This is a genomic window from Microbulbifer sp. ABF4_107 (assembly GCF_056312215.1).
Map to the genome: position 1 here is coordinate 728617 of NZ_CM149983.1, position 13331 is coordinate 741947.

The window sequence follows — 13331 nt, forward strand, 5'->3', positions numbered from 1 at the left end:
TCAGGCTTTTTCTGCATCTTGTAGGGGTTGCTGCACGCCCAGGGGCATCTGCTTGAAGTGCAACCAGCCATAGGCAATGGCGAGCAGCGGACAGATGATATTGAACAGGGCGAAGGGCGCGTAAGTGAAAGTGGCAATGCCGAGGGTGGCACTCATATAGGCGCCACAGGTATTCCACGGAATCAGTACAGAGGTAATGGTGCCGGAGTCTTCCAGGGTGCGCGACAGGTTCAGGCCGTGCAGGCCCTTGCCTTCAAATGCCTCGCGGAACATGCGCCCGGGAATGATGATGGCCATGTACTGGTCACCGGCGGCTGCGTTCATGCCGAAGCAGGTAAGGACGGTGGAGGTGATCAGGCCGCCCACGGTTTTTACCCCGGACAGCGCCCAGTTGACGATTCGCTCGAGGAAGCCGGCGCGCTCCATCACGCCACCAAACGCCATGGCGGAAATAATCAGCCAGATTGTGTTGAGCATGCTGCTCATTCCGCCCTTGGAAAGCAGAGAGGCGACGGCTTCATTACTGGAGGTGGATTTATAGCCGTCGAACAGGCTGTGCCAGGCGCCTTTCAACAGGTTGAGAGTGCCTTCTCCCCCGGCCAGTTGGCGTGTGGCATTGGGCTCGAAGATCATTGCGATCAGGCAGCCCACCAGTGACCCGATGATCAGTGTCGGGTAAGCGGGTACTTTCTTCCACGCCATCGCCAGCAGCAGCACCAGGGGCAGCATGCTCACGATCGAAATGCTGAACTCATCTTGCAGGGCGCCAAGCAGTGTCTGGATGTCCTCTGCGGAGGCGTGGCCGGTATTGGAGCTGAGGCCGATCACCGCGAAAATGATCAGGGCGATGGTGAAAGCGGGGATGGTGGTCCACAGCATATGGCGGATATGCAGGAACAGGTCGTTGGAGGTTACCGCGGCGGCCACATTGGTGGTGTCAGATAGCGGCGACATTTTGTCGCCGAAGTAGGCGCCGGAGATCACCGCACCGGCGGTAATCGCCGGGTTCAGGCCGAGCGCCGCAGCGATCCCCATCAGCGCCACACCCAGGGTGCCCGCGGTGGTCCAGCTGGAGCCGATACTCAGACCGACAACCGCACAGATGATACAGCTGGCAGCGTAGAACCACTGGGGGGAGAGCAACTGCACTCCGTAGTAGATCATCGAGGGTACGGTGCCAGCGAGAATCCAGCTGCCGATCAGCGCACCGACTGCCAGCAGGATCAGGATGGCGCCGAACACCAGGCTCATGCCGTGCAGCATGCCGCCTTCCATTTCTTTCCAGGTGAAGCCATTTTTCATGCCCACCATTGCGGCCACGCCAGCACAGAGCAGCAGGGCAATCTGGTTGGGTCCGTACGATGAATCGGCGCCGTAGAAATATACGGACAGGGACAGCAGGGCGATCAGGATCAGGAGTGGGATCAGGGCATCCAGCAGGCTGGGTTTGCGGGAGTCGTGCTGCGACTCGCTGGAACTGGTGTGACTCAAGGTGGTCTCCTAGTGGCAAGCAGGGTACTGGCCGTCCGGCTTGTGACCGGGGCGCCAAGTCAGTTTCTTGTTATTGAAGCGGCCTATTCTCGGGGCCGGCTCCGCATATGTCTATAGTGGTGCCGGTGTGGCCGGTAGCGGCAAAATTTCTCCATTCGCCAGGTGTGTAACCTGTGAGTCGCGGCTGGCGCTGGCAGTTCTTCGCCGCATCCGGTATGTTCTGCGCCGGTTTCGCCCGGCTCTATCTCGATATTGCCCCGGTATTGCATCGGAGCGTATTTGCTGGGCCACAATAAGAATGAGCCAGAGCGTGGCGGGCCTGAATCTCGGCGCGCTGAAGTTGGCAGGTAGCACTACTCCATATGAATGCGAGAAATATCGACCCCAGTCAGTTTGATGAAATCCGCCCGTACCGCGATGATGAAGCGCGCGCCGCGCTGCGTCGCCTGGTAGAAGACCCGGAAATGTCCCGGGTAGTGGCCCATTTCCTGCTCCCCGGCGCCGCAAGCAAGCTGGAGCGTCCGCTTGCGTGGCTGGTGCGCCAGTTTGTGCGCTTCGAATTCCGCAACGCCCACAATATTCGGGGCGTGCAGGAGGTCATCGCCAAGTATCTGGAAAAGGCGGTCAATCGCACCAGCTGTGGCCTTTCTATCTCGGGCCTGGATACGTTGCCGCGGGACCGCGCCTGCTTGTTTGTCAGCAATCACCGGGACATTGCCATGGATCCTGCGCTGGCGATTCTCGCCATGTTCAAGGAAGGGCATGAGACTTCCCGTATTGCCATCGGCGACAATCTCCTCTCCAAGCAGTTTGCCGCGGATATCATGAAGCTCAACAAGTGTTTTGTGGTGAAGCGCAGCTCCGGTAGCCGCCGCGAAAAACTGACCGCGGCCACGACCCTGTCAAAATACATCCATCACTCCATCGTCAACGACAACGAGCACGTGTGGATCGCCCAGCGGGCCGGCCGCGCCAAAGACGGCCTGGACCGCACCAACCCCGCACTGGCGGCAATGTTTGCCATGGCCAAGCCCAAGGAGCAGCCTTTTGCGGAGTTCTGGCGCGAGCTGCATATCGTGCCCCTGTCAATCTCCTATGAGTGGGACCCCTGTGACCGCTACAAGGCCCGTGAGTTGTACATCAAGGAGCACCAGGACGAGTACCAGAAGGAAGCCCATGAAGATCTCGGCAGCATCGGCAAGGGTGTGGTCGGCAAGAAGGGCCATGTCCATGCGGCCTTCGGTACCCCGATTGAAGGGGATTTCAATGACGTGGGTTCACTGGCGGACGAGATCGATCGCCAGATTATCGGAAACTATGTGCTGCATCCGACCAACCTGATCGCTTACCAGATGATCTACGGGGAGGCGCCTCAGGTACCGGTGGGCTATCCCCCCAAGCCCTGGCACCCGGATGAGCACCAGGAGATCCGCGAGCAATTCGAACAGCGTATGGCTGCTATCGATGAGCGCTGGCGGGACAAGGCCATCCAGGGCTACGCCAACCCGGTGGTTTCGCGGCTCGCTTTCGAGCAGTGAGCGGAATCCTGATTGGCGCAATCCTAAGCAAGCATGGATAATGCCCGGCTGATTTACTCCTTTAGTGCAGGTTCAGTCGGTCCCCAGTGCTCAGCGATAAAGACAAAGAATCCATCCAGAACGCCTATCGTCAGTTTCTCAGCGGCCGCGAGCTGAAAGCCCGCTACGGCCAGAAACTGATGATTGCAGCGATCGCCCGCGCCCTCGGCGGCATCGAGCGCAATGGCGCCGGTGAGCGGGACCACGGCAAGACCGACGGCCAGCATATCTGCGTGGTGGAGGCGGGCACCGGTACCGGTAAAACCGTCTCCTACCTGCTGGCGGCCATCCCCATGGCCATCGCCCACGACAAAACCTTGGTTGTCTCCACCGCTACCGTGGCCCTGCAGGAGCAGATCATCCTCAAGGATCTGCCGGAGCTGGTGCGTCATTCTGGCCTCAAGTTTGATGTGGCCCTGGCCAAGGGCCGCGGGCGCTACCTGTGCCTGTCCAAGCTCGATCAGCTACTCACCGAACTCACCTCCAGCGGTGTCGGTGCCTCCCTTGCCTTGTACGAGGACGAAAAGCCCCAGGTGGACGAGGCGGGCGTCAAACTGTATCGGGAGATGGCCGATGAGTTGGCCAGTGGCCGCTGGGATGGCGACCGCGATAACTGGAAAGACACATTGGAAGGGGAAGACTGGAGCCGGGTGACCACCGACCACCGCCAGTGCAGCGGCCGTCGCTGTCCCCACGTCAGCAGCTGCAGCTTCTTCCGCGCCCGCGAAAGCCTGGGCAAAAGCCGCGTCATCGTCGCCAATCACGATCTGTTACTGGCAGACCTTGCCCTGGGCGGCGGCGCCATTCTGCCGGCACCGGAAGATTCCATCTATGTGCTCGACGAGGCCCACCACCTGCCGGACAAGGCGCTCAATCACTTTGCCCACCACAGCCGCGTGGGAGCCACCACCGGCTGGCTGGACCAGGCCAACAAAAATCTGAGCCAGTTGCTGGGCGAGATTGGCGATGGCGGCGAGCTGGACCGCGCCGGAGAAGAGCTGCCCGCGCTGTTCACGTCCGCCAAACAGAAAATGGAAATGGCCTGGCCGCTCATTGAAGACCTGTGTGAATTCGAGGAAGAGCGCGGCCGCGGCGGCCAGCAGTCCCGCAGTGCCCGCTTCCGCTTTGAGGGCGGTGTGGTACCGGAATCCCTGCAGCAACTCGCGGATCAATTGCGCGAGGACTTCGACGAGATGGAGGCGCTGCTGGGCAAAATGGTGCAGGTGGCCCAGCGCATGATGGAAGACGCCCACAGCCCGGTGCCCATAGTCGATCTGGAGCGCTGGTACCCGGTACTCGGCGGCTGGCACGGCCGCGCCGAGGCGAACCTGCAACTGTGGGCCAATTATTCAAGGGAAGACCAGGGCTCTGTGCCCCAGGCGCGCTGGATCACCCTGGTGGACTGGGGTGGTTCTTTCGATTTTGAAGTGTGCAGCTCACCGATTCTCGCCGGCAAAACCCTGGAATACAGCCTGTGGCGCCGCTGCTTTGGCGCGGTGCTGACCTCTGCCACGCTCACCGCGCTGGGTCGCTTTGATCGCCTGAAAATGCGCGCCGGCACGCCGGACAATGCCAGTTACGAAATCGTACCCAGCCCGTTTGATTTCTCCCGCGCGGAACTGCGTGTACCCAGGGACGCCGTGGAGGCCAACAACGCCGACCTGCACACCAACGCGGTAATCGAGGCGCTTCCGGAGTTACTGGATGGAGATAAAGAGGGTGGCGCCCTGGTGTTATTCGCCTCCCGCCGGCAGATGGAAACCGTCTACGAGTCCCTGCCCGGCACCTGGCGCAACCGTATTTTGATGCAGGGGGTACAGTCTCGCCAGCAATTGCTGGACAGCCATAAAAAGAGTATCGACAAGGGCGGTCGCAGTGTGTTGTTTGGCCTCGCCAGTTTTGCGGAAGGCCTCGATTTACCCGGCGATTACTGCCGTCATGTGATTATTGCCAAGTTGCCATTCGCAGTGCCGGATGACCCTATCGAGGCCGCCCTGGCGGAGTGGATTGAAGCCAAGGGCGGGAATCCCTTCATGCAGATCACCGTGCCGGATGCCGCGCTCAAGCTGGTACAGGCGTGCGGTCGCCTGCTGCGTACCGAGCAGGACAGCGGCACTATTACCCTGCTGGACCGCCGTATTGTTACTAAACGCTATGGCCGTGCCATGCTGGACTCGCTGCCGCCGTTTCGGCGTGCTGTGAACTAGCCCCATTTAGATACATAGTTGTAGTTAGATAGTTGCCTGATATGAAATCCATCTATTCGGATATCGCCACCCTGTTGCTCGAAATAGAAGCCGAGCTGCGTGCACTCGGCCTGTGGGAAGAAACCCCGCCCAGCGCCGAGGCCCTGGCCAGCACCCAGCCATTCTGCGTGGATACCCTGACATTTCCCCAGTGGCTGCAGTTCGTATTTCTCGCGCGCATGAGCCATCTGGTGGAGTTTGAGCAGCCATTGCCAGAGCAGTGCGGTATTGCGCCCATGGCCGAGGAGTATTTCCGTGGTGGCAGTCTGTCGGGTGTGACCCTGGTCGCCAAACTGACAGAAATAGACGAGCGTCTGGTGCGAGGCTGACCAGCACACATTTCACGGTGGTGGCGATTGTCGCTTGATTCGTTGTGACCACTTGGTACCATCGCGTCTCGTCGATTGCCGGCTACCCTTTCCTTAATCTGTGCGCCCTAACCCGCGAAAAGGGTGATTGGGCCCCCGGTGCAGTTGTGAAGTGGATAAGGTAATATCCGGGCTTTGCAAAATTCGGGGTGCAAGGAGCACCCGGTGTTATACCGCCAGGATTACTTGATAACAGTGCAAAGGGCCGACCCCGCGCCCTAAGGTAGTAATAAGAACAGATGCGGTTTTTGCCTTCTATTTCCCTGTTGCTGCTTGTTCAGCTGCTAGCCGGTTGTGAGACGCTGCTCCCGTCAGAGCCCGCCTTACCGGAAACACCCAATGTGTTCGAAGAAACACCGCCTCCCCAGGGGACTCCCGATGCGTCAGGGCAGTGCCCGCCGGTGGAGGCTGTGGTGTGCGCCGAACCCGAGGTCAAAGTGGTGGAACGGGTAATCGAGCGCAAGTTCGAGAAAATCGTCGAAGTACCCGTTGCCAAAGACAAGCTGGTCCTCGGCTCGGAAGAGTATTTTGTGGTTGAGCCCGGTGGCCTGCGCCTGAAGGCGCTGGTGGATACCGGTGCAGCGACCTGCTCACTGAGCGTGCTGGAGATGACGCCTTTCGAGCGTGATGGCAGCGACTGGGTGCGTTTCAACCTTTCAGACGGCGGTGATGCGGAGCCGGTAAAGATCGAATTGCCGATCAAGCGCCACGTGCGCGTCGCGCGGCCCGGGTTTGATCGCCAGCGTCGCCCCATCGTCAACATGAGTCTGACCATTGGTGAAGTTACCCACATGGTGGAGGTGAACCTGGTGGAGCGTGGAGAGTTTGAATTCCCGCTGTTGGTGGGGCGCAATTTTCTGAAGGATGCCGCAGTGGTTGATGTGAGCCGCAAGCTGGTTCAGGGAAACGGTGTGGCGCCGGAGGTTGGTAAATAACCCATGGTTGCTGACGGGTAACCCCGGAAATGTGGCGCGGTTACTGGCAGAACTTGCGGTAATCGGCAAAATACGCGGCCAAAAGCTGCAATTCATTTTGAAACGGGGAATGGCGAATGTCGCCACGGGCTCAGGTCTATATTCTCGCCGCGATACTCGCTCTTATGGGTGCCGGCCTCACTATCTATAAAAATGTCGAACTGGGCTTCCCGCTGTTGCCCGGTGAATACCGCACCGTGTGGACCATTGAGGCCAAAGTGCGCTTTACAGCCGACGGCGGCCCCGCCAAGGCCGCGCTGACCCTGCCGCGGGAGCAGCGCAATATGGAAGTGCTGGGGGAAACCTTCAGCTCCTCCGGTTACGGCTTCAATATTATCAGCGAAGACGACGAGTATCGTGCGGTCTGGGCCAAGCGCCAGGCCAGCGGTGTACAGTCGTTGTTCTACCAGCTGGATGTACACCAGACGCCCGGCGCTGCACTGGAGCAGCCACTGGATCTGAGCACTCAGGTCGTGAAACCGCTCCTCGGTGCCCGTGAACAGGAAGCGGTGCGTCAGGCGATTTATTCTCTGGTGGGGTCCGCCCGCGAGCGCTCCTCCGACACCAGTACCTTTACCTCGGAACTGCTTACGGCGCTGAGCGATAACCGCAATCAGGATCGCAACCTGATCTTCGGCTATTACAAGGACCGCTCTTTCGTCGATGTCGCCCTGCTGGTGCTGTCTGCGGCCGATATCCCTGCACACCGTATTCGCGGACTGTATCTGGAAGACGATCGTCGCCGTCTGGATCCGGAAGACCTGCTGGAAATTTTTGATGGCAAGCGCTGGGTGGTCTTTGAGCCCCAGAGCGGCTCACCGGGTGTGCCAAAAAACTTCTTTATCTGGCAGCGCGGTGGCAAAAGCCTGCTGGATGTAGAGGGTGGCCGGAATTCCGGTGTGACCTTCTCGGTAATCTCCAACGATGTTCCCGCCCGCGATGTGGCCATGCTGAGCACCAGCCAGGAAAAAGAAGCCCTGGTGGACTTCTCCATCTACAGCCTGCCGATCGAGCAGCAGAGTATCTTCAAACTGATCCTGCTGGTGCCGGTGGGCGCTTTGGTGGTTGTTCTGTTACGAGTATTTGTGGGCCTGCGTACCTCCGGCACCTTTATGCCGGTGCTGCTGGCCATCGCCTTTATTGAAACCCAGCTGTTTACCGGTCTTGCGATTTTCGTATTGATCCTGATCCTCGGCCTGTGGATTCGCTTCTATCTCAGCAGGCTCAACCTGCTCCTTGTGGCGAGGATCGCCGCCGTGGTGGTCACGGTGGTGATATTGATGGGGGCCATCAGTGTGGTGAGTTACAAGCTCGGTATCGAGCAGGCGCTGACGGTGACCTTCTTCCCGATGATCATTCTCGCCTGGACCATCGAGCGTATGTCCATCGTGTGGGAAGAAGATGGGCCTTATGAGGTGGTGGTGCAGGCAGGTGGCAGTTTGCTGGTAGCGGTGATTGCCTGGTGGGTGATGACCAACCGCTATATCGAGCACTGGACTTTCAACTTCCCAGAGCTGTTGCTGGTATTGCTGGGCTTTATCATGATCGTCGGTAACTACACCGGTTATCGGCTCGGTGAACTGGCGCGGTTCCGCCAGCTGGTGCGCTGATGCATCTGCCGTCTATCTTTCGCGGTGGCCTGGTCTCGCCCTTTGCGCTGAGGAAGCTCGGCATACTGGGCATGAACGCGCGCAATGTGCATTACATTGCGCGGTACAACGATCGCGATAAATACCCCATTGTCGACGACAAGCTCAACACCAAGCGCCAGGCCAAGCGCTACCGGATTCCTGTCCCGGAACTGATTGCCGCCTTCGAGACCCAGCCCAGCCGCAAGCGGGTAATGGAAGTCATCGAGCCGCTGGAAAAGTTCGTGATCAAGCCGGCGCGCGGCTCCGGCGGCAAGGGGATTCTGGTGATTGTGGGGCGTGACGGGGAAGACTACTTAAAACCCTCTGGCAATAAAGTTACCACGCTGGATATCCAGCGCCACGTGAGCAATATCCACAGCGGCCTTTACAGCCTCGGCGGCAAGCCCGACCGGGTGATGATCGAGGCCCTGGTGGATTTCGACCCTATCTTCGACAAATACTCGTTTGAGGGTGTGCCGGATATCCGTGTGATCGTATTCCGCGGCTACCCGGTAATGGCCATGCTCCGTTGCTCTACCCACGACTCCGACGGCAAGGCCAATCTGCACCAGGGCGCAGTGGGGGTGGGCGTCGATCTCGCTACCGGCAAGGCCTCCCACGCGGTGCAGCGGGGGATGCGGGTGGAGATTCATCCGGATACCCAGATGCCCTTCGCCGATCTGGAGGTGCCGGACTGGAAAGAGCTGGTGCGTCTGGCGGCCAGCTGCTACGAAATGACCGGGCTTGGCTACCTCGGCTGCGATATCGTGCTGGACCGCAAACGCGGACCGCTGCTGCTGGAAGCCAATGCGCGTCCCGGGCTCGCGATTCAGATTGCCAATGGTGTCGGATTGCGCACGCGCCTGGAACATATCGAGGATATGGACCTGGAGCAGCTGGAAAAAAATGTGGATGAGCGCGTAGCGTATTCGATGGACTATTTCGCGGCTAAGCCCTTAGCCCTATAAAAAGCCCTTAGCGCTATAGCAAGCCTTTAGCTTGATGGCAGGCCTTTAGCCTAAAGACGTCATACCGGCGAGAGCCGGTATCCAGTACTGAGTTTGGGCACCGTGCAATTATGGATCCCGGCGCAAGGCCGGGATGACGGGCGGGAATATACATGGCCCATGGAAATGCCTACATAACATTCCACATGGGCCTTTCGGTGGAATAACCGACCCGGTTACAGATTCTTCAGCGATTCCAACTGCTCAACAAAGCGCGCGCGAGTGCTCTCCAGATCCGCCAGTCGCTGCTTCTCCTTGTTCACAACCGCTTCCGGTGCCTTGTCCACAAAGTTCGGGTTCTGCAGTTTTCCGGCGACCTGTTTCAGGTCTTTGTCCAGCTTGTCCAGCTCCTTCTGAACCCGCGCACTTTCCGCTTCCACATCGATCAGGCCGGCCATGGGTACCAGCAATTCCAGCTCGCCCACAAAGGCGGTGGAGGAGGCCGGTGCTTCGGCGCCTTTTGCCAGCCAGTCGATGGATTCCAGGCTCGCCAGTTTGGTGAGCAGGCTGCGGGTCTGCTTGAGCAGGTCTTCATCGTGCTCGGAGCCACCGCGCAGGATCAGCGGGATCTTCTTCGCCGGGGAAATATTCATTTCACCGCGAATATTGCGCACGCCTTCAATCACACCTTTCAGCCAGGCAATGGCCGCTTCGGCATTCTCGTCGATGCGGTGCTCGTTGGCCTCCGGGTACGGTTGCAACATGATGGTGTCGCCGGCCTTGCCTGCCAGGTCCTTCGCGCGCTGCCAGATTTCCTCGGTGATGTAGGGCATCAGCGGGTGCGCCAGGCGCAGGATGGTTTCCAGTACGCGGATCAGGGTGCGGCGGGTGCCTTTCTTGATCGCGTCGCTGGCGTTGTCGTCCCACAGGACCGGCTTGGACAGCTCCAGGTACCAGCTGCAGTACTCGCTCCACACAAAGTCGTACAGGGCCTGGGAGGCCAGATCGAAGCGGTAGCTTTCGATGGCTTCTTTTACCGCGATCTCGGTGCGCTGCAGCTGGGAAATGATCCAGCGGTCCGCAATGCTCAGCTCGAAATCTTCACTGCCGTCCTGCCCGCAGTCGTGGCCGTCGCAGTTCTGCAGTACGTAGCGGGAAGCGTTCCAGATCTTGTTGCAGAAGTTGCGGAAGCCTTCGATACGGCCCACGTCGAACTTGATATCGCGGCCGGTGGAGGCCAGCGAGTAATAGGTGTAGCGCAGGGCGTCGGTGCCGTAAGCGGCGAGACCTTCCGGGAATTCCTTGCGGGTCTGCTTTTCAATTTTTTTCGCGTCTTTGGGGTTCATGAGCCCGTAAGTACGCTTGGCCACCAGACTTTCCAGGTCGATACCGTCGATCAGGTCGATGGGGTCCAGCACGTTGCCCTTGGACTTGGACATCTTCTGGCCCTGGCCATCGCGCACCAGGCCGTGCACGTACACGGTTTTGAACGGCACTTCTTTCTTGAAGTAGAGGGTCAGCATCATCATACGCGCGACCCAGAAGAAGATGATGTCGAAGCCGGTAACCAGTACCGAGGTCGGGTGGAACGCCGCCAGCTCCGGGGTTTCTTCCGGCCAGCCGAGGGTGCCGAAGGTCCACAGGCCCGAGGAGAACCAGGTGTCGAGCACGTCTTCGTCCTGGCGCAGTTCGATATCGCCGAGGTTGTATTTCTCGCGCACGTCTTCTTCCGAGCGGCCCACATAGACCTTGCCGTCGTTGTCGTACCACGCCGGGATGCGGTGGCCCCACCACAGCTGACGGGAGATACACCAGTCCTGAATGTCGCGCATCCAGGAGAAGTACATGTTCTCGTAATTCTTCGGCACGAACTCCACGTCGCCGTCTTCCACGACCTTGATGGCTTCGTCTGCCAGAGGCTGGGTTTTCACATACCACTGATCGGTGAGCCACGGTTCGATCACCACGCCGGAGCGGTCGCCGCGGGGCACTTTGAGAGTGTGCGGTTCGATTTTTTCCAGCAGGCCCAGGGCGTCCAGATCCTCCACCACCTGCTTGCGCGCGGCGAAGCGCTCCATGCCCTGGTATTTTTCCGGCACGTTTTCGTTCAGGTTGGCGTCCTGGTCCAGGATATTGATCATTTCCAGATCGTGGCGCTGGCCCATTTCGTAGTCGTTGAAATCGTGCGCCGGGGTGATCTTTACGCAGCCGGTGCCGAATTCCAGATCCACGTAATCGTCCGCGATGATCGGGATTTCGCGATTTGCCAGGGGCAAGGTGATGGTTTTGCCGATCAGGTGCTTGTAGCGCTCGTCTTCCGGGTGCACCGCCACGGCGGTATCGCCAAGCATGGTTTCCGGGCGCGTAGTGGCGACCACAAGGTGGCCGGAGCCATCGGTCAGTGGGTAGCGGAAGTGCCACAGGCTGCCCTGTTCTTCTTCATTCAACACTTCCAGATCGGAAATCGCGGTGTGCAGTTTCGGATCCCAGTTCACCAGGCGCTTGCCGCGGTAGATCAGGTCGTCTTCGTACAGGCGGATAAACACTTCCTGCACGGCCTTGTAGAAGCCGTCGTCCATGGTGAAGCGCTCGCGCGACCAGTCCGGGCTGGCGCCGAGGCGACGCAGTTGGCGGGTGATATTTCCGCCGGATTCTTCCTTCCACTCCCACACTTTTTCGATGAACTTGTCGCGGCCCAGCTCGTGGCGATTTTTGCCTTCCGCTGCCAGCAGACGCTCCACCACCATCTGGGTGGCGATACCGGCGTGGTCGGTACCCACCTGCCACAGGGTGTTATCGCCCTTCATGCGGTGGTAGCGGATCAACGCGTCCATGATGGATTCCTGGAAACCGTGGCCCATATGCAGGCTGCCGGTCACGTTGGGTGGCGGAATCATGATGGAGTAGGGGGCGGCCTGGGTGTCGCCGGAGGGCTTGAAATAGCCGTTCTCTTCCCAGGTTTTGTACCACTGTTGTTCGATGGCGTTGGGCTGGTATGTCTTGTCCATGCGCGGGGGAATGCCTTGCGTTGTATGGGCTGGCCGCCCGGTCACTATCGGTTCCGGGGGCAGTGAATAAATAAAAGGGGCGGAATTATACCGCTGGGGTCGGGGAGGGCAAAAGTGTAGTGCAACGACGCACTCCGGAAGTCCGGATTTGGTGGCCGAAGGTTCAATCGTCTTCCGGATAGATCTCGTTGACCAGCGCGGTGATATTGGCGCGCAGCTGCCGTTCCAGCTCGGGCAGCTGCTCGGCCATCAGCTGTTCAATCAGCTTGTCACGGATCCCGGGCTCTTCATCCGCTTCGGCGTCCTTGGTATCTCCGGTTTCAGGCTGGGGCTCCGGAGCGGCCACCGCGGGTTCCGCGTCCGGTTTCGGGATGCGACCGCCGGTCAGGCGCGCGCGGATATGAGGCGGCAGAAACGGGTTCTCCGAGGCCGCGCGGGCGAGAGCCGGCTGGGTGGAATGTACCGTCTCCGGCGGTTTTGTGTCAGCCGCAGACTCTTTATCCGCTGGTTTTTGCCCTCGTTCGACCGCGGAAGCAGGCGCTTGTGTGGCTTGCCCGGAAGGTGCTTGAGGGGACTCCTGCTGAGGCACCTGCTGGCGTGGTGCATCAAACAGGCCGGGTTGGAATTCTTCTTTAAGGTCAGCATTTGAACCGCGGACTTCGCTCTGCTCGGGCTCCGGTTTCTCTTTGACTTGCTCGCTTGCCCCGGCAGTCGTGTGCTCGGGCATGGTGGCCAGTGCGCGCGGAAGATCCTGAAGCGGGCGCAAAAGCTCCCGGTCTGCATCGCTGAGGGTCGGGGCGTAGTCGTCGGTCAGCTCTTCATCGATGGGACTGAACAGAATGGGCAGGTCGGCCTCTTCCAGCGGGCGCGGTGGTGCAAGCGGAGCGCGGGGTTCCCGCGCAGCGGGTGCGGAATTTGGAGCCGTGTCATTGCTTCCGGGGCTCGCGACCTGATCTAGCAGAGGAATATCCGCTTCCATATCACTGCCGAGCAGCTCGTGCAGTGAGCTCAGTTCACTTAGCAATTCGTGGGGCGGCTGACCGTGGCGGTGTTTTCTATTCTTCTTTCGGCCGGACATGGCACTTGGCT

Annotated in this window: 9 protein-coding genes; 6 read left to right on the top strand and 3 right to left on the bottom strand. The window is 59.6% G+C overall.

Features of this window, described 5'->3' with window-relative positions; translation table 11 throughout:
* Nucleotides 1-1491, bottom strand: coding sequence for a Na+/H+ antiporter NhaC (gene nhaC / locus ACYX4K_RS02985; RefSeq protein WP_475093588.1), 1491 nt, complete (start codon nt 1489-1491; stop codon nt 1-3).
* Between the two features lie 362 nt (nt 1492-1853).
* Between nhaC and ACYX4K_RS02990 the strand changes: the two genes are divergently transcribed.
* The 6 genes from ACYX4K_RS02990 to ACYX4K_RS03015 all read left to right on the top strand — a co-directional run bounded on the left by ACYX4K_RS02990 (nt 1854) and on the right by ACYX4K_RS03015 (nt 9255).
* Nucleotides 1854-3029 carry a 1-acyl-sn-glycerol-3-phosphate acyltransferase gene (locus ACYX4K_RS02990; RefSeq protein ID WP_475093587.1) on the top strand — a complete coding sequence of 392 codons (1176 nt, stop codon included), beginning with the start codon at nt 1854-1856 and terminating at the stop codon, nt 3027-3029.
* A gap of 86 nt (nt 3030-3115) precedes the next feature.
* On the top strand, nt 3116-5275 hold the full coding sequence (gene dinG, locus ACYX4K_RS02995; protein WP_475093586.1) for an ATP-dependent DNA helicase DinG: 2160 nt from the start codon (nt 3116-3118) through the stop codon (nt 5273-5275).
* Nucleotides 5276-5316: 41 nt separating this feature from the next.
* Entirely contained in the window at nt 5317-5643 is a 327-nt protein-coding gene (locus tag ACYX4K_RS03000) for a YqcC family protein (protein WP_475093585.1), read from the top strand.
* A 278-nt stretch (nt 5644-5921) separates the two neighbouring features.
* On the top strand, nt 5922-6617 hold the full coding sequence (locus ACYX4K_RS03005; protein ID WP_475093584.1) for an ATP-dependent zinc protease family protein: 696 nt from the start codon (nt 5922-5924) through the stop codon (nt 6615-6617).
* A 116-nt stretch (nt 6618-6733) separates the two neighbouring features.
* Nucleotides 6734-8266: an inactive transglutaminase family protein gene (locus ACYX4K_RS03010; protein ID WP_475093583.1), complete on the top strand. Its 1533-nt coding sequence runs from the start codon at nt 6734-6736 to the stop codon at nt 8264-8266.
* The gene (locus ACYX4K_RS03015) at nt 8266-9255 is read left to right on the top strand and encodes an alpha-L-glutamate ligase-like protein (protein WP_475093582.1); all 990 of its coding nucleotides are present in this window, start codon (nt 8266-8268) and stop codon (nt 9253-9255) included. The genes ACYX4K_RS03010 and ACYX4K_RS03015 overlap by 1 nt, the downstream gene beginning before the upstream one ends.
* A gap of 215 nt (nt 9256-9470) precedes the next feature.
* On the opposite strand, the gene ACYX4K_RS03020 is transcribed toward ACYX4K_RS03015, so the two are convergent.
* Nucleotides 9471-12242 carry a valine--tRNA ligase gene (locus tag ACYX4K_RS03020; RefSeq protein WP_475093581.1) on the bottom strand — a complete coding sequence of 924 codons (2772 nt, stop codon included), beginning with the start codon at nt 12240-12242 and terminating at the stop codon, nt 9471-9473.
* 163 nt (nt 12243-12405) lie between these two features.
* Complete coding sequence (locus ACYX4K_RS03025) at nt 12406-13320, bottom strand: hypothetical protein (protein ID WP_475093580.1); 915 nt, start codon at nt 13318-13320, stop codon at nt 12406-12408.
* Nucleotides 13321-13331: the final 11 nt, after the last annotated feature.

Coding starts and splice junctions, on each gene's coding strand:
- ACYX4K_RS03025 (WP_475093580.1), bottom strand. CDS start 13,320: ATGTCCGGCCGAAAGAAGAATAGAAAACACCGCCACGGTCAGCCGCCC.
- ACYX4K_RS03005 (WP_475093584.1), top strand. CDS start 5,922: ATGCGGTTTTTGCCTTCTATTTCCCTGTTGCTGCTTGTTCAGCTGCTA.
- ACYX4K_RS03010 (WP_475093583.1), top strand. CDS start 6,734: ATGTCGCCACGGGCTCAGGTCTATATTCTCGCCGCGATACTCGCTCTT.
- ACYX4K_RS02990 (WP_475093587.1), top strand. CDS start 1,854: ATGAATGCGAGAAATATCGACCCCAGTCAGTTTGATGAAATCCGCCCG.
- ACYX4K_RS03020 (WP_475093581.1), bottom strand. CDS start 12,242: ATGGACAAGACATACCAGCCCAACGCCATCGAACAACAGTGGTACAAA.
- ACYX4K_RS03015 (WP_475093582.1), top strand. CDS start 8,266: ATGCATCTGCCGTCTATCTTTCGCGGTGGCCTGGTCTCGCCCTTTGCG.
- ACYX4K_RS03000 (WP_475093585.1), top strand. CDS start 5,317: ATGAAATCCATCTATTCGGATATCGCCACCCTGTTGCTCGAAATAGAA.